At 74.2% G+C, this 22,711-nt stretch carries 13 protein-coding genes; 10 read left to right on the forward strand and 3 right to left on the reverse strand.

Annotated features, from left to right (window positions below; translation table 11 throughout):
* Nucleotides 1-135 precede the first annotated feature (135 nt).
* The 5 genes from IF00_RS0122435 to moeZ all read left to right on the forward strand — a co-directional run bounded on the left by IF00_RS0122435 (nt 136) and on the right by moeZ (nt 6,424).
* Nucleotides 136-1,815, forward strand: a complete 1,680-nt coding sequence (locus tag IF00_RS0122435; protein WP_030320746.1) for a glycosyltransferase — start codon at nt 136-138, stop codon at nt 1,813-1,815.
* 13 nt (nt 1,816-1,828) lie between these two features.
* Nucleotides 1,829-3,289, forward strand: coding sequence for a hypothetical protein (locus IF00_RS0122440; protein ID WP_245234606.1), 1,461 nt, complete (start codon nt 1,829-1,831; stop codon nt 3,287-3,289).
* Nucleotides 3,290-3,479: 190 nt separating this feature from the next.
* Nucleotides 3,480-4,451, forward strand: a complete 972-nt coding sequence (locus IF00_RS0122445) for an NAD-dependent epimerase/dehydratase family protein (RefSeq protein ID WP_030320749.1) — start codon at nt 3,480-3,482, stop codon at nt 4,449-4,451.
* Nucleotides 4,439-5,182, forward strand: a complete 744-nt coding sequence (locus IF00_RS0122450; protein ID WP_030320751.1) for a spherulation-specific family 4 protein — start codon at nt 4,439-4,441, stop codon at nt 5,180-5,182. The genes IF00_RS0122445 and IF00_RS0122450 overlap by 13 nt, the downstream gene beginning before the upstream one ends.
* 63 nt (nt 5,183-5,245) lie before the next feature.
* Entirely contained in the window at nt 5,246-6,424 is a 1,179-nt protein-coding gene (gene moeZ, locus IF00_RS0122455; RefSeq protein ID WP_030320753.1) for an adenylyltransferase/sulfurtransferase MoeZ, read from the forward strand.
* Between the two features lie 66 nt (nt 6,425-6,490).
* Here moeZ and IF00_RS0122460 read toward each other — a convergent pair whose 3' ends face one another.
* The 3 genes from IF00_RS0122460 to IF00_RS0122470 all read right to left on the reverse strand — a co-directional run bounded on the left by IF00_RS0122460 (nt 6,491) and on the right by IF00_RS0122470 (nt 12,444).
* On the reverse strand, nt 6,491-8,086 hold the full coding sequence (locus tag IF00_RS0122460) for an alpha/beta hydrolase (protein WP_030320754.1): 1,596 nt from the start codon (nt 8,084-8,086) through the stop codon (nt 6,491-6,493).
* A gap of 54 nt (nt 8,087-8,140) precedes the next feature.
* Nucleotides 8,141-9,712, reverse strand: coding sequence for an alpha/beta hydrolase (locus IF00_RS0122465; protein ID WP_030320756.1), 1,572 nt, complete (start codon nt 9,710-9,712; stop codon nt 8,141-8,143).
* An 80-nt stretch (nt 9,713-9,792) separates the two neighbouring features.
* Nucleotides 9,793-12,444, reverse strand: a complete 2,652-nt coding sequence (locus IF00_RS0122470; RefSeq protein WP_030320757.1) for a lysylphosphatidylglycerol synthase transmembrane domain-containing protein — start codon at nt 12,442-12,444, stop codon at nt 9,793-9,795.
* A 168-nt stretch (nt 12,445-12,612) separates the two neighbouring features.
* Here IF00_RS0122470 and IF00_RS0122480 point away from each other — a divergent pair, with 168 nt between their 5' ends.
* The 5 genes from IF00_RS0122480 to IF00_RS0122500 all read left to right on the forward strand — a co-directional run bounded on the left by IF00_RS0122480 (nt 12,613) and on the right by IF00_RS0122500 (nt 22,697).
* Nucleotides 12,613-12,978, forward strand: coding sequence for an MGMT family protein (locus IF00_RS0122480; protein ID WP_051820555.1), 366 nt, complete (start codon nt 12,613-12,615; stop codon nt 12,976-12,978).
* Nucleotides 12,979-13,202: 224 nt separating this feature from the next.
* A complete protein-coding gene (locus IF00_RS0122485) occupies nt 13,203-16,859 on the forward strand; it encodes an ATP-dependent DNA helicase (RefSeq protein WP_063740680.1) in 3,657 nt (1,218 codons plus the stop codon).
* 89 nt (nt 16,860-16,948) lie between these two features.
* Nucleotides 16,949-17,758 carry a hypothetical protein gene (locus IF00_RS0122490; protein WP_030320760.1) on the forward strand — a complete coding sequence of 270 codons (810 nt, stop codon included), beginning with the start codon at nt 16,949-16,951 and terminating at the stop codon, nt 17,756-17,758.
* A gap of 69 nt (nt 17,759-17,827) precedes the next feature.
* Nucleotides 17,828-21,259, forward strand: coding sequence for an ATP-dependent helicase (locus IF00_RS0122495; RefSeq protein WP_051820556.1), 3,432 nt, complete (start codon nt 17,828-17,830; stop codon nt 21,257-21,259).
* Nucleotides 21,260-21,269: 10 nt separating this feature from the next.
* Nucleotides 21,270-22,697, forward strand: coding sequence for a dipeptidase (locus tag IF00_RS0122500; RefSeq protein WP_030320762.1), 1,428 nt, complete (start codon nt 21,270-21,272; stop codon nt 22,695-22,697).
* Nucleotides 22,698-22,711: the final 14 nt, after the last annotated feature.

The following is a 22,711-nucleotide window of genomic DNA, read 5'->3' on the forward strand; positions in this document are numbered from 1 at the left end:
TTACGTGCATTCACCCCTTCCGGTGGTGCGACGGACAACCGTCCGTCGCACCACCGGTATCTCCGCTTACGTTCTTCCCGCTGCGAGTCGCCGGACCGACGGTGGCCGACGTCAAGGGAGATCGGGGGTGCACTCATGCGGATCGGACTGCTCACGGAGGGTGGCTACCCGTACGCCGCCGGTGAGCCCGGACTCTGGTGCGAGCGGCTCGTACGCGGGCTCGGGCAGCACCAGTTCGACCTGTACGCCGTCGGCGGGTCCGGCATCCCGCGACCGCTCCCCCCGAACGCCCGCGTCGCACGCACCGCCGACCTGGGCGGCTCCGACAGCGGCCCGACGGCCCGGAACCTCCTCGAACGGACCGCCTTCGGCGACCGCCGCGCCGCCCGCCGCGCCTACGGCCGGCGCGAACGACGCCGGTTCGTCGAGGCCCTCCACCGGCTCGCGGTGGGCGTGTGCGGGGAGCACACCGCCGGGACCGGGGAGGCCGAGACGGGGGCCGAGCTCGGGATCGCCTTCGCCGAAGGGCTCTACGCACTCGCCGAACTCGCCCGCGAGCGCGGCGGGCTCCCCGGCGCGCTCCGCTCGGACGACGCCGTCCGCACCCTCGAATCCGCCTGCCGCGCGCCCGGCGCACGCCGAGGCGCGGCCGCCGCCGGGCTCCCCGACCACCTCGCCTTCGTCGAGCACCTGGAGCGCACCCTGCGCCCCCTCTCCCTCGACTGGTACGCGGAGGACGCGCTCGGCGCGGCCGACCTCTGCCACGCCGCCGCCGGCGGCACCACCGCGCTTCCCGGACTGCTGGCCAAACGCTTCTTCGGAACCCCGCTGCTCGTGACCGAATACGGCGTACAGCTCCGCTCCCACTACCTCTCGGCCGCCGGCGCCGACCGCTCCGCGCCCCTGCGCACCCTGCTCGCCGCCCTCCACGGCCGGCTCGCCGCCGAGGTCTACGGGCAGGCCGCCCTCCTCACCCCCGGCAACGCCCACACCCGCCGCTGGCAGGAGAAGTGCGGCGCCGACCGCGCCCGGATCCGCACCGCCCACCCCGGCATGGCCGCCGACCGCTTCGCCGAGGTCGGCGAGGACGAGGAGAGCGGCGACCCCGCCACCCTCGTCTGGGTCGGCCGGGTCGAACCCGCCAAGGACCTCATCGCCCTGCTGCACGCCTTCGCCGAGATCCGCGCCCTGCAGCCCGACGCCCGGCTGAGGATCGTCGCCGTACCCGTACGGGACCCGGGCTCCGGCGCGTACCTCGCCCACATCAAGGGGCTCGCCGCCCAGCTCTTTCCCGACGAGGCCGCCGGCGCGCACGCCGTCGGCGAGAACCCGGTCACCTTCGAGGAGCTCGGCGGCCCCGAGGCACCCACCCTGGAGGACACCTACGCCTCCGGCGCGGTCGTCGTCCTGTCCAGCGTCGTCGAGGGCTTCCCCACGAGCCTCGTCGAGGCCATGTTCTGCGCGCGGGCCACCGTCTCGACCGACGTCGGCGCGGTCGTCGAGATCATCGGCGGCACCGGGCTCGTCGTCCCCCCGCGCAACCCCCGGGCGCTCGCCGACGCCTGCCTCGCACTGCTCCGCGAGCCCGAGCGCCGCCACCGCCTGGGCGCCGCCGCCCGCGCCCGCGCGCTCGAACTCTTCACGGTCGAACAGAACCTCGCCGCGTTCCGCGGCATCTACCTGGAACTCCTCTCCCACGCGCCGGTGCGCCACCGCCCCGGGGACGGCGTGCCCTTCGCCCACCCCGCCGAGGCGCACGTGCCGGGCAGCTGGGCGCCCAAGGCCGCGGCCGGGACGGGAGCCCCCGATGCCTGAAGGAGACACCCCCATGCGCGGCTCCGCCGCCCCGACGAGCCCCGGAGCCTGGGACGCCCGCTCCGAGGCCCTCCTCGGCGCCCCCGCACTGACCCCTCGTACCGACGGCGCCCTCGAACCGCGCACCCCCGAGGGGCCCGCCGACGCCCCGCCGTCCGGGATAGCCCCGGCCCCGGGGGAGGCGGCGACACCCCTGCGGGAGGGCGGGACGACAACGCAGCCCGGCCCGACGGGGACCTCCGGCACCACCGACCCGTCGGAGCCGTCGGACCTGTCCGGCCCGTCGGATCTGTCCGGCCCGTCCGGCGCGGACGATCGGTCCGGTTCCGCCGGGACGGCCGGCCCCGCGCCCGCCCCGGCGGGAGACCTCCCCGGCCGGGGCCCGGCGGCGCCCGCCCCGGCCGGAGCTCCCACATCGGCCGGAGTCCCCGCCGCCCGCCCCCGCCGCGGCACCGCCGACCCCGTCAAAGTCCTCATGCACCGGCACCGGGAGCTCTGCGCCCGGGCCGTCGACCCGCTGGAGATCGCCGCCGGGCTGGAGGCCCAGGGGTTCACCGACCGGACCGCCGCGCGCTTCCGGCACCGGGACGTGTTCTCGCTGGCCGAGGAGCTCTACGTGCGCGTGCCACGCGGCAGCGAGACCTCCGCGCCCCCGGTCCCCCCGCACGGGGACACCGACGCCTGGGCGCTCGCCGTGCTCACCCCCGGCGCCGCCGCCGGACTCACCGGCATCGGACTCGCCGTCACCCACGGGCCCGTGCGTCTCGCCGTCGGCGCGACCGGGGCCCTGCTCCTCACCGGCGCACTCCTCCTCGCCGTCCGGCGCGGCCCGTTCCGCGCCCCCGACGGCGGCAGCGTGCCCGCCGCCCGGCTCTGGACCGTCTGGCTCGTGGCGTACGCGGTCTGCGGCGACGGACTCCTCACCCAGATCCTCAGCGGCGGCCCCGACGGCCCCTGGGACCTGGCCCCCGGACCGGTCCTCGCCCTCGCCCTCGCCGTCGCCCCCGCCGCCTGGTGCGCCCGGCTCTTCGCCCACCGGGCACGCCGCCGCATCGCCGACAGCCGGGGCCTCGCCGACTTCGCCGCAGGCACCCGCCCGCTGCTCCTCGGCACCGTGACCCTCCAACTCCTCGCCCTCACCCTGCTGCTCGGGCTCACCGGGTTCAGCTCCGGGGCCCTGGCCCTCGGCGCGCTCCTGCTGCTCGCCCGGCTCCTCACCGTCCACGGCTTCCCCGAGACGGCCGCGGCCGCCCTCGCCGCCGCCAGCGCCGCCGAGGCGCTCGCCCTCACGAGCGTCCTCGCCGCCCGCGTCCCCCTCCCCGGCTTCGACGTGCTCGCCACCCCCGTGCGGGCCGTCGTCGACACCTGGGGCCCCGGGGCCGTACCCACCCTCGTCTGCGGCGCCGCCGCGCTCGGCCTGCTGGCCCACGCGACCGGCTCCCTCACCCGGGCCTCGGCCCACGCCACCCCGTGAGAACCCGACGGAGGCCGGGCGGCCACAGCACCCCCCACCCCGCCGAGCCTCCCGTCAGGAAACCTTTGCGCACCCGCGGAGCCGACGCCGCGGGCGCGCCCCGTCACCTCTCTGATCACCTCGCAAGGAGACCGAAGACCATGACCCCGCAACCCCAAGGAACGGCCGGTCGGCACGAAGGGGCCGCGCGATGAGGGTGCTACTGCTCGGAGCCAACGGCTTCATCGGCCGCTTCGTCGCCGACCGGCTCCTCGCCGACCCGGCGGTCCACCTCACCGCGCTCGGCCGGGGCGACGACGCCGACGTGCGCTTCGACCTCGCCTCCGGCAGCCCGGGCGCGCTGACCCGGTTCCTCGACGCCGTCCACCCCGGGGTCGTCGTCAACTGCGCCGGAGCCACCCGTGGCGGCGCCCGCGACCTGACCCGGCACAACACCGTCGCCGTCGCCACCGTCTGCGAGGCCCTGCGCCGCAGCGGCTGCGGCGCCCGGCTCGTCCAGGTCGGCTGCGCCTCGGAGTACGGGCCCAGCCAGCCCGGCTCCTCCACCGCCGAGGACGCCGTCCCCCGCCCCGGCGGTCCGTACGGGGTGTCGAAACTGGCGGCGACCGAACTCGTCCTGGGCTCGGGCCTCGACGCCGTGGTCCTCCGCGTCTTCTCGCCCGTCGGCCCCGGCACTCCCGCCGGATCGCCGCTCGGCCGGCTCGCCGAGGCGATGCGCCGGGCCATGCAGGCCGGCGACGGCGAGCTCAAGCTCAGCGGCCTCGGCGTGCAGCGGGACTTCGTCGACGTACGGGACGTGGCGCGGGCCGTGCACGCGGCCTCGCTCTCCGCCGCCCAGGGCGTCGTCAACATCGGCACCGGCCGCGCGGTCCGGCTCCGGGACGCCGCCGCCGTCCTCGCCAGGGTGGCCGGCTACTCCGGCAACCTGCACGAGCTGGACGCCCCGCACGGCATGCCGCAGCGCCCGATGATCGGGGCCCCCCGCACCGAGGGGACCATCGCCGACCAGCTGGCCGCCGCCCCCTACCCGTACCCCGACGGCTGCGGCCCCTGGCAGCAGGCCGACGTCCGGACCGCCCGCGACCGGCTCGGCTGGCGGCCCCGGATCAACCTGGAGGAGTCGCTCGCCGACATCTGGATGGAGGCGGCGTGTCGCATCTGACGGCGACCGCGGGGGCGGTGAAGGAAGCCCTGGGGGTGGGCGTGCCCGGCTACGCCCACCCGCTGCTCGCCCCCGTCGAGTGGGGCGAGCTGACCCGCCCCGGGACCCCGCTGCACTGGGCGGTGCTCAATGTGGCGGAGGGCCCGGGCAGCCGTCCGGACCCGCACTGTCTGGAGGCGGCGGGGAGGCTCCGCAACGCCGGGGTGAGGGTCCTCGGGCACCTGGACGCCGCGTACGGCTCCCGGCCGTTCGGCGAGCTGGTCTCGGACGCCCACCGCTTCGTCGACTGGTACAAGGTCGACGGCTACTACCTGGACCGCTGCCCCGCGGACCGGGCGGACCTGGCCGGGGTGCGGCGGGTCACCGCGACCCTGGAGGCGGTCCTCGGCGGCGAGGCCCACCTCGTCCTCGGTCACGGCACCCATCCCCACCCGGGCTACGCCGAGACCGCCGACCAGCTGGTGACCTTCTCGGGCGCCTGGGCGGACTACCGCTGGTCGCAGGTGGCCGAGTGGACGGCCGAGTACACGGAGGCGAAGTTCGTCCATCTCGTGCACGGCGTTCCGCGCACCCACCTGGACGAGGCCCTGCGGATCGCCCGCTGGCAGGGGGCCGGGACGATCTTCTTCACCGACCGCGCGGGGGGGCCGGGACAAAGTGCGCCATTCCACTCGCTGCCCGGCTACTGGGACGAAATCGTCTCGCGGATCGGACCGGGTGTCTCGGAATGAGAAGAGGCGTGGCAGTGTTACGGGGAGAACAACCGTACTGACATACCGACAACCGGAGTCCCCGTGTCGCTGCCACCCCTGGTCGAGCCGGCTGCCGAGCTCACCGTAGACGAGGTCCGCAGGTACTCCCGCCACCTGATCATCCCGGACGTCGGGATGGACGGGCAGAAGCGGCTGAAGAACGCGAAGGTGCTGTGTGTCGGTGCCGGCGGCCTCGGCTCGCCGGCGCTGATGTACCTGGCCGCCGCCGGCGTGGGCACGCTCGGCATCGTGGAGTTCGACGAGGTCGACGAGTCGAACCTCCAGCGCCAGATCATCCACAGCCAGGCCGACATCGGCCGCTCCAAGGCCGCGTCGGCGCGCGACAGCGTGCTCGGCATCAACCCGTACGTGAACGTGATCCTCCACGAAGAGCGGCTCGAGGCCGAGAACGTGATGGACATCTTCAGCCAGTACGACCTGATCGTCGACGGCACCGACAACTTCGCCACCCGCTACCTGGTGAACGACGCCTGCGTGCTGCTGAACAAGCCGTACGTCTGGGGTTCGATCTACCGCTTCGACGGCCAGGCGTCCGTCTTCTGGTCCGAGTACGGCCCCTGCTACCGCTGCCTCTACCCGGAGCCCCCGCCGCCGGGCATGGTCCCGTCCTGCGCCGAGGGCGGCGTCCTGGGTGTGCTGTGCGCGTCCATCGGCTCCATCCAGGTCACCGAGGCCATCAAGGTCCTCGCCGGCGTGGGCGACCCGCTGGTCGGCCGCCTGATGATCTACGACGCCCTGGAGATGCAGTACCGCCAGGTGAAGGTCCGCAAGGACCCCGGCTGCGCGGTCTGCGGCGAGAACCCGACCGTCACCGAGCTCATCGACTACGAGGCCTTCTGCGGCGTCGTGTCCGAGGAGGCCCAGGAGGCGGCGCTCGGCTCCACGATCACTCCGAAGCAGCTCAAGGAGTGGATCGACGACGGCGAGAACATCGACATCATCGACGTCCGCGAGCCGAACGAGTACGAGATCGTCTCGATCCCGGGCGCGCGCCTGATCCCGAAGAACGAGTTCCTGATGGGCACCGCCCTCCAGGACCTCCCGCAGGACAAGCGCATCGTCCTGCACTGCAAGACGGGTGTCCGCAGCGCGGAGGTCCTCGCGGTGCTGAAGTCCGCGGGCTTCGCCGACGCGGTGCACGTCGGCGGCGGCGTGATCGGCTGGGTCCACCAGATCGAGCCCGAGAAGCCGGTCTACTAGGCGGCCGAACGGAGGGGCCCGGATCTCGACACGAGATCCGGGCCCCTCCTCATGCGTTGTCGCGGGTCACGCCCCGCTACGGGCCGCCCCGCTGGAGCAGGTCGTGCCGTACGCGGGGACCTTGCCGTCCAGGAGGTACGCGTCGATCGTCGCCGTCGCGCACGACGACGTGCCGTACGCGCCGTGTCCCTCGCCCTCGTTGGTGACGAGGACGCCGACCCCGTCGCCGAGTTCCTTCGCCATTCTCTCCGCGCCCTCGTACGGGGTCGCCGGGTCGCCCGTCGTGCCGACGACGAGGACCGGTGCGGCGCCCGGGGCGCTCGCCTCCGGGGTCGCCCGCTCGCCCTTCACCGGCCACTCGGCGCACCAGCCGGCCGTGTCCCAGGCGAGGAACTCGCCGAACACCGGGGAGAGCCGCCGGAGTTCGGGGATCAGCGCCTTCGCCTCCGCCGCGGTCGGCCGCGTGCTGGAGTCGGCGCAGGAGATCGCGCGCTGCGAGTGCGTCTGGGTGGCGTAGTGGCCGTTCTCGTCACGGTCGTTGTAGTAGTCGGCGAGTTCGAGCAGGGCGCCGCCGCGGCCCTTCTCGGCTTCCGCGAGGGCCGCCGTCAGGAGGGGCCAGTTGGACTGCCCGTACAGCGTCACCGCGATGCCCGTGAGGGCCAGGCCCTCGGTGAGCTTTCGCTCGCCGACGGTCAGCGGCGCACGGTCGAGCTTCCGCAGCAGGCGCGCGATCCGCTCGGTCCCGTCCTCCGGGTCCTGGCCGGTGCTCTTCAGATAGTTGCCCAGGGCCCGCTGGAAGCCGATCGTCTGGTGACGGGCGTGGCCCACGGAGTCGGCGGTCGGGTCGACGACCGCGTCGAGGACGAGCCGTCCGACGTTCTTCGGGAAGAGGTGCGCGTACGTGCCGCCGAGCTGTGTCCCGTACGAGATGCCGAAGTAGTGGAGCTTGTCGTCGCCGAGGACCCGCCGGATCAGGTCCAGGTCGCGGGCGGTCTCGGTGGTCGTGGTGTGCGGCAGGAGCGTGCCGGAGCGGCGGGCGCAGCCGGCGGCGAAGGCGGCGTTGTCCTTGAGGTACGCGGCCTCCTCGGCGGCCGAGTCCGGGGTGAGGTCGACGGTGGCCTCGGCGGCGGCCTGTTCGGCGTCGGTCCGGCAGACGACGCCGGAGCTGCGGCTGACGCCGCGCGGGTCGAAGCCCACCAGGTCGTAGCGCTCGGCGAGCTTGCCGTAGTCCTCCTCGACCTGCGGCAGGATGTCGACGCCGGAGGCGCCGGGGCCACCGAAGTTGAAGAGCAGGGAGCCGATGCGGCCGGCCTTGCGGTCCGCCTCCTTGCGGATCAGGGCGATCGGGATCGTCGCCCCCGCGGGCTTCGCGTGGTCGAGCGGCACCTTCACGTTCGCGCAGCGCCAGTTCGCGCCCGGCTCCGCCCTGCCGGGCCCGGGGGCCGGGCAGGCCTTCCAGACGGGGCGCTGGCCGGTGAGGGAGGCGGGGAGCGGGGGCGTGGTGGCGGTGGCCGAGGGGGCGGCGGTGACCGACGGCTCGGCGTCGGTCGTGGTCGTCCTCGGGCCCGGGGTGGCGGCCGGTGCCCCGCCGCCGGCGCTCGTGCAGCCGGCGACCAGCAGGCCGGTGACGGCCAGGACCGCCACCCGTATGCGTATGGACATGTGTTCCCCCCAGGAGCCCTACAGGGCGGCCCATCCTAGGGGGAGCCCTCCGGGCTACTTGCAGACGGTGCCGGAGACCGGGACCTTGCCGTCCAGGAGGTAGGCGTCGACCGCCTTCTTCACGCACGCGCTGCCGCTGGTGTAGGCGCCGTGGCCCTCGCCCTCGTACGTCAGCTCCACGCCGACCCCGTCGCCGAGCGCCTTCACCATCGAGCGGGCGCCCTCGTAGGGCGTGGCCGGGTCGCCGGTGTTGCCGACGACCAGGATCGGCGCCGCGCCCGGGGCGGAGACGTCCGGGTGCTCCCAGGTCCCGGGCACCGGCCACTGCGAGCAGCTGGAGAGCGCCCAGCCCATGAAGTCGCCGAAGACGGGGGAGGCCTCGCGGAACTGGGGGAGTCGCTCCTTGGCCTGGCCGAGGGTGTAGCGCTCCTTGAAGTCGACGCAGTTGATGGCGGCGTTGGCGGCCTGGATGTTGCTGTAGGAGCCGTTCTGGCCGCGCCCGTTCATCGAGTCGGAGAGGGTGAGGAGCAGCGCCCCGTCGCCGCCCTCGGCGTCGGAGAGACCCTGCTCCAGATAGGTCCAGAACTCCTTGGAGTAGAGGGCCTGCGCGATCCCGTTGGTGGCCTGCGTCTGGGTGAGCTTGCGGTCGCCGATGCCGGCGATCGGCTCCTTGTCGAGGGAGACGAGGAGATCGATCACGAAGCCCTCGATCTCGGCGACGGTCGAGCCGGGCAGGGTGCACTCGTCGCCGCGGTCCACACAGTCCTGGGCGAAGTTGTCCAGGGCGAGCTGGAAGCCCTTCGCCTGGCCGAGCGCCCCCTCCTCGACACCGGCCTCCGGGTCGACGACCGCGTCGAAGACGGCCCGGCCGACGTTCTTGGGGAAGAGATGGGCGTAGACGCCGCCGAGCTCGGTGCCGTACGAGATGCCGAAGTAGTGGAGCTTGTCGTCGCCGAGCACCTGGCGCATCAGATCCATGTCCCGGGCGGCGTTCTCGGTGCCGACGTGCGGCAGGGAGGGCCCCGCGTTCTTCTCGCAGCCGGCCGCGTACCTCTTCTGCGCGTCCGAGAGCGTCCGCTCCTCGGCCTCGTCGTCGGGCGTGAAGTCGAGCGCGTAGTAGGCGTCGAGCTCCTTGTCGCTGAGGCATTCCACCGGGTCGCTGCGGCCCACTCCGCGCGGGTCGAAGGAGACCAGGTCGTAGCGGCCGCGCAGGCCCTCGTACTCGTTGGCGAACCCGGGCAGCCCGGTGACGCCGGAGCCGCCCGGCCCGCCGAAGTTGAAGACGAGCGAACCGATCCTCCGGTCCTGGTCACGGGCCCGGGCCCGGATCAGCGCGAGCTCGATGGTCTCGCCCTCCGGCACCGCCCAGTCGAGCGGCGTCTGGAGGAAGGAGCACTCCCAGGCTGCGCCCCCGGGCAGCGGGGAGGGGGCGGGCCCGCCGCCCTCGGCGGCGGACGGTGCCGGACACGGGGCCCAGGACAGCTTCTGCGCCGCCAGTGCGGAGAGCCCCGCCGTGCCGCTCGGCTTCGTTCCGTCCGCCTCGTCGCCCCCGTCCGAGCACCCGGCGGCGAGCAGCACGGTGGCGGCGGTGAGCAGAGCGGCGCGCTGGGCGGCGGAGATCGGCATAGGCCCATGGTGGGCCGCCGCCCCCGCCGCCGCGCGGGACGGGGGTCCATGCGGGTGGCGCCAGGACGCGACCGCGCCGCCTACAGCGCCTCGCGCTTCGTCAGCCAGTTGAAGCAGAGCCAGCCCGGGAGGACCGGGATCCACAGGGTCAGCAGGCGGTAGAGCAGGACGGCCGGGGTCGCGACCTCGATGGGGAGGCCGACCGCCACCAGACCGAAGGTGAGCGCGGTCTCGACCGCTCCCACGCCGCCCGGGGTCGGCGCCGCCGAGCCGAGCGCGTTGCCCGCGAGGAAGACGACCGCCACGCTCGCGTAGCTGATCGACACGTTGTTGTGGTCGAAGGCCCGGATCGAGGCGTCCAGGCAGAGCACGAAGGTGAGGGTGAGCAGCAGCATCCCGCCGATGCCGGTGATCAGCTTCATCGGCCGCTGGAGCACGTCCAGCATGCGCGGGACCACGCCGGCGAAGAGCGAGCGTAGCCGCGTCGAGACGAACTTCCGCATGAACGGGATGGCCGTCACGACGAGCACGAGCACCGCGACCGTGAGGAGACCGGCGATGACCGTCCTCGACGGGGTGAAGGACTGCGACCGCTCCGTTCCCGTCAGATAGCCGAAGGCGAGCAGGAGCAGGATGTGCGCCCCGAGCCCGAAGAGCTGGGAGGCGCCTACGCTCGCCACCGCGAGCCCGGGCCGCACCCCCGAGCGCTGGAGGAAGCGGGTGTTCAGGGCGACGCCGCCGACCGCGGCCGGGGCGACGATCTTCACGAACGATCCGGCGACCTGCGCCACCACCGTCCGCCAGAACCCGACCCGCTCCGGCACGAACCCGAGCAGGCTCATGGCCGCCGCCACGTAGCTGATCGCGGAGAACAGCACCGCGGCCGCCACCCACCGCCAGTCCGCTTCGCTGATCGTCGACAGCGGCGTCCGGGAGATCTGCGACAGCAGGAAGTACGCGGCGACCGCGCCCGCGATCATACTGACCAGGGTCCGCGGCTTGATCCGTTCCAGCCGGACGGGCTCCGCCGGTGCCTGCGGGCGGATGAGCAGTACCTGCTGGCGGATCTGGGCCAGCAGGTCCTCCTCGCGGGCCTCGTCGAGCGCCGTGTCCAGCGCCCGCTTCTCGGCCTTCTTGTCCGCCTTCTTCTCGGCCTTGGTCTCCGCCCGAGCGGCCGTCGGGTCCGCGGCGACCTCCGCGGCCTGGGCCTTCGCCAGCTCCCGCTCGTGCTTCGCCGCCTCCGAGGCGGCGAGCACCGCCTCCCGCTCGCGTGCCGACCGGTCCCGGGCCAGTCTTCGCAGCGTCGCGCGCGTGGAGCGGCTCAGTGCGATCGGCTGGAGCAGGGGCAGACAGTCGGCGACGGCGTCCGGGCCGAGGACCTCGACGGCGGCGGCGACCGTGCGCTCGGCACCGACCCGCAGACCGAGGGTGGTGAGCAGCTGGGCGATGTCCATCCGCAGGATCAGATCGCCGGCCGCGATCTCTCCGCCGCGCAGATCGGTGAGGATCACCCTGCCGGAACGATCCACCAGAATCGCGTCGCCCGTGAGCCGGCGGTGCGCGATCCGGCGCGACTGGAGCGCCCGTACCTGCCGCCAGGCGCTGCGGACCAGCTCGTCGGTGATCTCGTCGTCGTCGAGCGAGTCGAGGCTGCGGCCGCCGATGTGCTCGTAGACGAGCATCACGGCGTCCGGGCCGAGCTCGGAGGTGGCGATCAGCTTCGGTGCGTTCGCCCCGGCGGCGATCGCCGCGTACGCGAGGAGCGCCTCCTGCTCCAGGGCCTGCCGCAGCGAGACGATCGACCGGCGGGTGGTGATCGTCCGCAGGGTGATCCGCCGCCACGCGCGGTAGAAGAAGCCGTGCGCCTGCTGCTCGCGGTCGACGACGGTGACGTCGAGCGGCGGCCCGTCCTCCAGGGTCACGATGTACCGGCGGCCCCGGTCGCCGCTGTCCGACGAGTCGGGCACGCCCTCGGCGCGCAGCGCCGTGACCGGGCGGAAGCCGACCCGGCGCAGACCGGCGAGGAGGGTCTGCCCGGTGGGCCGCACGTTGGGGGAGCCGACCGCGTACAGCGTGCCGTACGCCACCGTCCAGCCGATCAGGACGGTCAGGATGATCGAGAGCGCGGTGGTGTAGCCGGCCACCAGCATGGTGAACGCGTCGAGCAGCAGCACCACCCAGAGCGACACCCGCCAGCGCGGCCTGCGGGCCATGCCGACGGCGGTCATGTACGCGATCACCGGCGCGAGGTAGTTGTGCACGGGGTCGGTGAGCCCCCCGCCGGACGCCGGCTGGGTCAGGGCGTCCTGGATGGTGCCGGGCGCGGCCTGGGCGACCCAGAGGTCGGTGGCGAGGGTGAGGCCGTGCGCGAGCACCGCGGCGAGGACACCGTCCGCGATGCGCAGCCCGTCACGTTTGATCAGGCGTTCGATGGCGAAGGCTACGGGGACGAGCAGAACGGCGATGGAGGAGACGAGACCGGCGATCTTGACGAAGACATCGGGTGCGCCGACGGCACCCTTGTTGATGTCCTCCTCGAGGCCCGAGGTCGTCGCGTGGGCGAACGCGGCGACGGCGATGACGAGCCCGATGGCGAGCAGACCGGCGAGCAGCCGCATCAGGTCCGAGGGGCGGTGGACCCGGGCGGCGAGCAGCGGCTCGTCGCCGGAGACGCGCTCGGGCACGTCGGCCTGGCCCTCCTCGGGGGGCTGGGTGTCCGGGGCCATCACCATGTCCGTCTCTGCATGCGCGTTGTGTCGTTCTCGTTCTCGCTGTTGTTCCGGCTGCTGTTCTTGTACTTGTCGCTCTTGATCTCGTATCACCAGTCACCGCCCGCACGATGGTGGCACGAAGAGCCGCCGCGCGGAGGCATCAGGGCCATGTCGGTGGGGTGAGGCAGGATGGGGCGGATGAGCATGGAGGTGCCCGTGGGGGAGACCGGAGAACTGCCCGAGTACGCGGAACGGGTCCTCGACGTCGCCGACGGGATCCCGTCCGGCCGCGTGATGACCTACGGCGACGTCGCCGAATGGCTGGGCGACGGCGGGCCCCGCCAGGTCGGCCGGGTCATGGCCCTGTACGGCGGGACCGCGCCCTGGTGGCGGGTGGTCCGCTCGGACGGCACGCTGCTCCCCGGGCACGAACTGAGGGCCCTCGACCACTACCGCGAGGAGGGCACGCCGCTGCGCGAGCGGGGCCCGGCGGCCGAGGGACACCTGCCGAGGATCGACATGCGGCGGGCCCGCTGGGACGGAACTCACACCTGAGGCCGCCGGCCGGGGACGACCGTGCCGGGAGGGGCGTGAGCGGCGTCGGAGGGGGCGGACGCGGGACGGGACGGGGCGCGGAGTACGGCTCGGCGGCGTGCCGTTTCGCGTAACGTCGACGTTCGCGTCTCCCGAGGCGACGGCGGGCCGACGAGCCCGACGGCCGGCCGCGGAGGACAGCCGCCTCACCCGCACCACCACTCCCACCAGGACCGGCGACCCACGTGAGTACCTCCTCGACCACCCGGCGTACGCCGCCGTACCAGGGACAGCCGTACCCGGGTTCGGGACGGCCGCGGAACCCGGGCGCGTACCGACTGGTGCGTACCACGCCGGCCCCGATGGATTCCCCTCAGCTGGACGCAACCCAGCGCGAAGTGGTTGACCACGACGGAGGACCTCTTCTCGTCCTCGCCGGACCCGGCACCGGCAAGACGACGACCCTGGTCGAGGCCGTCGCCGCCCGGATGGAGAAGGGCGCCGACCCCGAACGGCTCCTCGTCCTCACCTTCAGCCGCAAGGCCGCCGTCGAACTCCGCGACCGCATGGCCGCCCGGCTCGGCGGCCGCCGCCCGCCGCAGGCCACCACCTTCCACTCGTACTGCTACGCCCTGATCCGCGCCCACCAGGACGCCGAACTGTTCGCCGAGCCCCTGCGGCTGCTCTCCGGACCCGAGCAGGACCTCGCCGTGCGGGAACTGCTCGCCGGCCACATCGACCTGGAGAAGGCCGGGCTCGGGAGCATCCGCTGGCCCGACGAACTCCGCGCCTGCCTCACCACCCGCGGCTTCGCCGACGAGGTACGGGCCGTCCTCGCCCGCTCCCGTGAACTCGGCCTCGAACCGGACGCCCTCGCCCACTTCGCCGAGCGGGTCGGACGGCCCGACTGGAAGGCCGCCGCCGGCTTCCTCGCCGAGTACCTCGACGTCCTGGACCTCCAGGGCGTCCTCGACTACACGGAGCTCGTCCACCGGGCCGTACTCCTCGCCGAGGACATCAGCCTGCCCGCGTACGACGCGATCTACGTCGACGAGTACCAGGACACCGACCCGGCGCAGGTCCGGCTGCTGCACGCCCTCGCGGGCGGTGCGACAGGGGCCGTCCGAAGGGCGTCCGCGAGGGGCGGTGGCCGGTCGACGGGCGGCAGCACGGTCGTCGCCTTCGGCGACCCCGACCAGTCCATCTACGCCTTCCGGGGCGCCGATGTGAACGGCATCCTCGACTTCCCCGCGACCTTCGGCGGTGCGGACGTCCGGGTCCTGCGCACCGCGCGCCGCTCGGGCACCGAGCTGCTCGGCGCGACCCGGCTGCTCGCCCAGCGGATGCCGATGCCCCGGCTCCCCGCCGACAAGGTCCGCGCCCACCGGGACCTCACGGCGGCGCGGGACGGCGGCCGGGCGGAGGCGTACACGTACCCCACGGCCTCGGCCGAGGCCGAGAACATCGCCGACCTGCTGCGCCGCGCCCACCTGGAGGACGGCGTCCCCTGGCAGCACATGGCCGTCCTCACCAGGGCCGGCGCCAACCTCCCGTCCCTCCGTCGCGCTCTCACCTCGGCGGGAGTCCCGGTGGAGACGGACGCGGCGGACACCCCGTTGCGTCACGAACCGGCGGTGGCCCCGCTGCTGCTGGCGCTGCGGGCGGTGGCACAGGCAGCGGGCAGGCCCGCGTCGGGTTCGGCCCCGGTCGTGGGTGGGGTCGCGTCGGGTTCGGCCCCGGTCGTGGGTGGGGTCGCGTCGGGTTCGGCCCCGGTCGTGGGTGGGGCCGCGTCGGGTTCGGACCCGGTCGTGGGTGGGGTCGCGTCGGGTTCGGCCCCGGTCGTGGGTGGGGCCGCGTCGGGTTCGGACCCGGTCGCGGGTGGGGCCGCGTCGGGATCGGACCCGGTCGCGGGTGGGGCCGCGTCGGGATCGGACCCGGTCGTGGGCATGCCTTCCGCCGGGGCGGAACCGGTGGGCACAACCGACGACGGCGCCGCACCCGACCCCGAGGCACCGGAGCCCGCCGCGGAATGGCTCCGCACGGAGACCGCCCTGGAGCTGCTGGCCTCCCCCCTCGCCGGCGTGGACCCCGCCGACCTCCGCCGACTCGGCCGGGCACTGCGGGACGAGGAGCGGGCCGCGGGGACGAAGGTCCCCGCCCCCTCCGACGTCCTGCTCGCCCGCGCCCTCGCCGAGCCCGAGCGCCTCGCCGCCCACGACCCCGCCTACGCCCGGGGCGCGAAGCGGCTGGGCGACCTGCTCCGTGACACCCGCACCCTCCTCGCCGACGGCGGCACCGCCGAGGAGGCCCTCTGGGTCCTCTGGAACGGCACCCCCTGGCCCGGCCGGCTCGAGCGGGCCGCGCTCCGCGGCGGGCCCGCGGGCCGCAACGCCGACCGGGACCTCGACGCCGTCTGCGCCCTCTTCGAGACCGCCGCCCGCGCCGAGGAGCGCGTCGGCGGCCGCGGTGTCCTCAACTTCCTCGAAGAGCTCGACGCGCAGGACATCGCCGCCGACACCCTCACCCGCCGTCACACACGCCCCGACGCCGTCCGCCTCATGACCGCCCACCGTTCCAAGGGCCTGGAGTGGAGCGTCGTCGTCGTCGCCGGGGTCCAGGAGGGACTCTGGCCCGACCTGCGCCGTCGCGGCTCCCTCCTGGAGGCCGACCGCATCGGCCGGGACGGCCTCGCCGAGCCCCTCACCCCCGGCGCACTCCTCGCCGAGGAGCGCCGCCTCTTCTACGTGGCCGCCACGCGCGCGCGTGACCGGCTCGTCGTCACGGCCGTGAAGGCCGCCGCCGAGGACGGCGACCAGCCCTCCCGTTTCCTCACCGAGCTCGGCGCCGAGCCCAAGGACGTGCCCGGCCGCCCCCGCCGCCCCCTCGCCGTCTCCGCGCTGGTCGCCGAGCTGCGCGCCACCACCGTCGACCCGGACGCCTCGCCCGCGCTCCGCGACGCCGCCGCCCACCGCCTCGCCGAGCTCGCCGCGCTCACCGACGAGGACGGCCAGCCTTTGGTCCCGGCCGCGCACCCGGACCGCTGGTGGGGCCTGTTCGAGCCGACCCGCGGCCCGGAGCCGCTGCGCGACCGCGACCGGCCCGTCGCCCTGTCGCCGAGCTCCCTGGACAACCTGGTGAGCACCTGTTCCCTCCAGTGGTTCCTCGGCCGCGAGGTCAAGGCGGCGGCCCCCGCCACCGCCGCCCAGGGCTTCGGCAACGTCGTCCACGTCCTCGCCGACGAGGTCGCCTCCGGCCGTACCCCCGCCGACCTCGACGTCCTCATGGCCCGTCTGGACTCCGTGTGGGACGCCCTCGCGTTCGACGCCCCCTGGAAGTCGGCCCAGGAGAAGCAGAACGCGCGCGTCGCGCTCGAACGCTTCCTGAGCTGGCACGTCATGGACCGGGGCGGCCGCACCCCGGCCGCCTCGGAGCACGGCTTCGACGTGACCCTGGAGGCGGGCGCGTACGAGGTCCGCATCCGCGGTTCCATGGACCGCGTCGAGACGGACGAGCACGGCCGCGCGTACGTCGTCGACTTCAAGACCGGCAAGTCGGCCCCCACCAAGGACGAGGTCGCCCAGCACCCGCAGCTCGCCGTCTACCAGCTCGCGGTCCGGGAGGGCGCCCTCGACGAGGTCCTCGACGGGCGGCGGCCGGAGCCGGGCGGCGCCGAACTCGTCCAGCTGCGGCAGGCCGCCCCGCAGAAGGAGGGCGGCGACGCCCTCCCCAAGGTCCAGGCACAGGAACCGCTCGCCGGGGAATGGGTCGGCGAGCTGCTCGCCAACGCCGCCGGCCGGGTCCTCGACGAGCGCTTCACCCCCACCACCGGCCAGCACTGCACGACCTGCTCGTTCCGCGCCTCGTGCAGCGCCCAGCCGGAGGGCCGCCAGGTCGTCGACTGACCCGACGGCCCCGGGGTGCGGAGTCGCGGGCACGCGCGCGGGGGGAGACCCTGGTGGACAGGGATCGGGAAAACCGCGAGGAGGCTCGCATGGCGTCCCACCGGAAGCTCCGCGCCGCGGCCGTCGTCTGCGCCGTCGCCGTCGTCACAGGTCCCGCACCTGTCGCGGCCTGGGCCGCGACGACCGGCACCGCGGCCGCCGCACCTTCGGTGTCGGCACCGTCGCCCGATCCGTTCTCCGGTCTCACCGCCGACGAGATCGGCGACAAGGCGGTCACCGCGACCCAGTCGGCCACCTCGCTCCGGATGACAGGCCGGCTCGTCACGGAGGGACAACCCCTCGACATCGACTTCGCGGTGAACGACCGGAACGAGTGCACCGGCGTGATGAAGATCAAGGGCGGCACCGCCGAACTGCGCAAGGTCGACGAGATCACGTACATGAAGGGCGACGAGGCCTTCTGGCGCGTCTCCATGGCCTCCCAGGGGATGCCCGAGCCGCAGATCGACACCACGGTCGAGCTGGTCAAGGGCCGCTGGCTGAAGATCGCCCCAGGGCAGGCCGGCAGCGCCGACCTCAGCGGAGTCTGCGACCTGAAGGCGCTCCTCGACGATCTCGGCGAGGACAAGGAGGAACGCCGCGGACTCACCAGGGGCCCCGACGCCGAGGTCGACGACACCCCCGTCGCGACCCTGGTCAAGAAGAAGGCCGAAGGCGAGACCACGACCGTGTCCGTCTCCCAGGAGGGCAAGCCGTACATCCTGAGGATGGTCAAGGCCGGTGGCGAGGAACCCGGCGCCATCGTGCTCTCCGACTACGACAAGCCCGTCCGCGTGGTCGTCCCGCCCGCCGACGAGACGGTGGACCTGTCGAAGCTCGACGGCGGAACGCCCGCGTGACGAAGGTCCCCCGCGAGATCCGGGCCGGACCGGACCGGACTGTCAGCCGTCCGCGTTAGCCTCTTTGAGGTGACCGCACGCATCACCGACCCCGAGCAGCTCAAGGAGCTCCTCGGCATCCCGTTCACCCCGGAGCAGACGGCCTGCATCACCGCGCCGCTCGCCCCGCAGGTCGTCGTGGCCGGAGCCGGCTCCGGCAAGACGACGGTGATGGCCGCCCGGGTGGTCTGGCTGGTCGGGACGGGCCAGGTCGCCCCCGAGCAGGTCCTCGGTCTCACCTTCACCAACAAGGCCGCCGGTGAGCTCGCCGAGCGCGTCCGCACCGCTCTCGTCCGCGCCGGAGTGACGGACCCCGACGTCATCGACCCGGACGATCCCCCGGGCGAGCCGCAGATCTCCACGTACCACGCGTTCGCCGGCCGGCTCCTCACCGACCACGGCCTCCGCATCGGGCTCGAACCCACCTCCCGGCTCCTCGCCGACGCCACCCGCTACCAGCTCGCCGCCCGCGTCCTGCGCGAGGCCCCCGGCCCGTACCCGGCGCTCACCCGCTCCTTCACGACCCTGATCACCGACCTCCTCGCCCTCGACGCCGAGCTCGCCGAGCACCTCGTACCGCCGGAAGGACTCCTCTCGTACGACTCCGCGCTGCTCGCCGCCCTCGCCGAGGCCAAGCTCAGCAACGCCGAGCTGCGCAAGATCCCCGAGGCCGCAACCGCCCGCCGCGAGCTCCTCGACCTCGTCATCCGCTACCGGGCCGCCAAGCGCTCCCGCGACCTGCTCGACTTCGGCGACCAGATCGCCCGATCCGCCGAACTGGCCACCACCCGGCCCGAGGTCGGCGAGATCCTCCGTGACGAGTTCCGGGTCGTCCTCCTCGACGAGTACCAGGACACGTCCGTCGCCCAGCGGCTGCTGCTCTCCGGACTCTTCGGCCAGGGCACCGGGCAGCGGGCGACCGGCCACGCGGTGACCGCCGTCGGCGACCCCTGCCAGGCCATCTACGGCTGGCGCGGCGCCTCCGTCGCCAACCTCGACGACTTCCCCGAGCACTTCCCGCACGCGGACGGCAGCCCCGCCGACCGCTACTCGCTCTCCGAGAACCGGCGCAGCGGCGGCCGCCTCCTCGACCTCGCCAACGGACTCGCCGCGCCCCTGCGCGCGATGCACGCGGGCGTGGAGGCGCTGCGCCCCGCGCCCGGCGCCGAGGCCGACGGAAGCGTCCGCATCGCGCTCCTCCCCACCCACGCCGAGGAGATCGACTGGCTCGCCGACTCCCTCGCCCACCTCGTCCGCACCGGGCGGGAGCCCGGCGAGATCGCCGTCCTGTGCCGTACGGCCGGCGACTTCCCCGCCATCCACGCGGCCCTCGTCGCCCGTGACGTACCCGTCGAGGTCGTCGGCCTCTCCGGCCTCCTCCACCTGCCCGAGATCGCCGACCTGGTCGCCGTCTGCGAGGTCCTCCAGGACCCGGGGGCCAACGCCGCCCTGGTCCGCCTCCTCACCGGCCCCCGCTGGCGCATCGGCCCCCGCGACCTCGCCCTCCTCGGCAGGCGGGCCCGACACCTCGTCCACCGGGGCGGCGACGAACCCGACCCCGAGCAGCGGCTCGCCGCCGCCGTCGAAGGCGTCGACCCGGCCGAGGTCGTCTCCCTCGCCGACGCGCTCGACACCTTCCTCGACTCCGGCGGAACGGCCGACGACGGCCTCGCCTTCTCCGCCGACGCCCGGGTCCGCTTCGCGCGCCTCGCCGCCGAGCTGCGCGCCCTCCGCGGCTCGCTCGCCGACCCGCTCATGGACGTCCTGCACCGGGTGCTCTCCGCGACCGGCCTCGAAGTCGAACTGTCCGCCTCCCCGCACGCGCTCGCCGCCCGCCGCCGCGAGACCCTCGGCCACTTCCTCGACATCGCCGCCGGCTTCGCCTCCCTGGACGGCGAGGCGAGCCTCCTCGCGTTCCTCGGCTTCCTGCGCACGGCCGTCCAGTTCGAGAAGGGCCTCGACAACGCCCTGCCCGGCGGCGAGAACACCGTCAAGGTCCTCACCGCCCACAAGTCCAAGGGCCTGGAGTGGGATGTCGTCGCCGTCCCCGGCCTGGTCGCCGGCCAGTTCCCCAGCGCCCGGGCCCGCGAGTCGTGGACCTCGCAGCCGCAGGTCCTCCCGCACGCCCTGCGCGGCGACGCGGCCACGCTGCCGGCCATCGACACCTGGAACGCCAAGGCGCTCACGGCCTTCAAGAACGAGATGCGGGACCACCAGCACACCGAGGAACTCCGCCTCGGCTACGTGACCTTCACCCGCCCCCGCACCCTCCTCCTCGGCTCGGCCCACTGGTGGGGCCCGTCCCAGAAGCGGCCCCGGGGCCCGTCGGACTTCCTCAAGGCCCTGTACGCCCACTGCGAGACGGGTCACGGGGAGATCGAGGCCTGGGCGGAGGAACCGGAGAAGGACGCCCAGAACCCGACCCTGACGGAGGCGGAGAGCGAGGAGACGTGGCCGCTCCCGCTGGACGGGGAGTCGTTCGGACGCCGCCGGAAGGCGGCGGACGACGTCCTGGCCAGGTTGTGGGCCGTCGCCCCGCAGGGCGCGGGGGAGGGTGGGCACAACCCCGTCAGCGCGGCGCCCGACCTCCCGGACCCGCACCCGGAGGACCTCTGGCCGGACGAAGAGGAACCCGTCTGGGACGAGGAGACCTTCCCGGAGGACACCCACGCGGACGTGATCCCGGCACCCCGTGAGGAGGCCCGGTCGCTCACCCCCGAGGACGCGCGAGCCATCGCCTCCTGGGACCGCGACCTCACCGCCCTCACCGCCGAACTCCGCCGTGCCCGCGCCACCACCCGTGACGTCGTCCTCCCCGCGTACCTCTCGGCCTCGCAGGTCCTCCGCCTCGCCGCAGACCCCGACGGCTTCGCCCAGGAGCTGGCCCGGCCGATGCCGAAGGCGCCGCAGCCGGCGGCCCGCCGGGGCACTCGGTTCCACGCCTGGGTGGAGTCCCGGTTCGAGGAGCTGCCGCTGCCGTTCCTCGGACCCGAGGACCTGCCCGGCGGGGAGGACTTCGCGGGCGAGCCGGAGATCCTCGACGAGCGGGACCTCGACGAGTTGAAGGAGGCCTTCGCCCGTACCGAGTACGCCCACCGCACCCCGTACCGCGTCGAGGTCCCCGTGCACCTCTCGCTCGGCGGCCGGGTCGTCCGGGGCCGGATCGACGCCGTCTACCGGGACCCGGACTCCGGCGCGTACGAGATCGTCGACTGGAAGACGAGCCGGCTGCGCACCGCGGACCCGCTCCAGCTCGCGATCTACCGGCTCGCCTGGGCCGAGCAGCACGGTCTCGCGCCCGAGGACGTGGCCGCGGCCTTCGTCTACGTGCGGACGGGCGAGGTCGCCCGCCCCACCCGACTGCCCGGCCGGGCCGAGCTGGAGGCCCTCCTCCTCGGAGAGCCGGCTCCGGACGCCGATCAGGCCCTCCTGCCGGGAGGGGCACCCCCGGGCGCCGGATAGGCTCGGGGGCATGAGCGAGACCCCGGACAGCGCCGTCCACGCCGTACGTACGTACATCGAGCAGCACCGTGCCGCCTTCCTCGGCGACCTCGCGGAGTGGCTGCGCATCCCCTCCGTGTCGGCGCAGCCGGACCGCGCCGGGGACGTACGGCGCAGTGCCGAGTGGCTCGCCGCCAAGCTCACCGAGACCGGTTTCACCACGGTCGAGGTCTGGGACACGGACGGCGCCCCCGCCGTCTTCGCCGAGTGGCCCTCCGACGACCCGGCCGCGCCGACGGTCCTCGTCTACGGCCACCACGACGTGCAGCCCGCCGCCCGCGAGGACGGCTGGCACACGGACCCGTTCGAGCCGACCGTGGTCGACGGACGGATGTACGCGCGCGGGGCGGCCGACGACAAGGGGCAGGTGTTCTTCCACACCCTCGGCGTCCGCGCGCACCTCGCCGTCACCGGCCGCACCGCGCCCGCCGTCAACCTCAAGCTGATCGTCGAAGGTGAGGAGGAGTCCGGGTCGCCGCACTTCCGGACCCTCGTCGAGACGCACGCCGAGCGCCTCGCCGCCGACGCCGTGATCGTCTCCGACACCGGCATGTGGTCCGAGACCGCCCCCACCGTGTGCACCGGCATGCGCGGGGTCGCCGACTGCGAGATCGAGCTGTACGGACCCGACCAGGACATCCACTCCGGCTCCTTCGGCGGCGCCGTGCCGAACCCGGCCACCGTCGCCGGCCGGATCGTCGCCGCCCTCCACGACGCCGACGAGCACGTGGCGATCCCCGGCTTCTACGAGGGAGTGACCGAGCTCGGCGACGCCGAGCGCGCCCTCATCGCCGAGCTGCCCTTCGACGAGGCCGCCTGGCTGCGCACGGCGAAGTCGCACGGCACCCTCGGCGAGACCGGCTTCTCGACCCTGGAGCGGGTCTGGGCCCGCCCCACCGCCGAGGTCAACGGCATCGGCGGCGGCTACCAGGGACCCGGCGGCAAGACGATCGTCCCCGCCTCAGCCCAGCTCAAGCTGTCGTTCCGGCTGGTCGCCGGCCAGGACCCGGCCAAGATCGAGCTCGCGGTACGGGACTGGCTCGCCGGTCTCGTCCCCGCCGGCATCCGGTACGAGATCGTCTTCGGCGCCCCGACCCGCCCGTGTCTCACCCCGCTCGACCACCCCGCCCTCACGGCGGTCGCCGGGGCCATGAGCAGGGCCTTCGACGGCGCCAAGGTCCGCTACACCCGCGAGGGCGGCTCGGGACCGGCCGCCGACCTCCAGGACGTCCTGGAGGCACCCGTGCTGTTCCTCGGCATCTCCGTCCCGTCCGACGGCTGGCACGCCCCCAACGAGAAGATCGAACTCGATCTCCTCATGAAGGGCGTCGAGACGACCGCTCATCTGTGGGGTGACCTGTCCGCCGCCCTCGGGCACGCCCCCGTCGCCGAGCGCTGAACCCATACACCGAT

The sequence above is a fragment of the Streptomyces flavochromogenes genome (assembly GCF_000717595.1).
In the GTDB taxonomy this organism is placed as follows: Bacteria; Actinomycetota; Actinomycetes; order Streptomycetales; family Streptomycetaceae; genus Streptomyces; species Streptomyces flavochromogenes.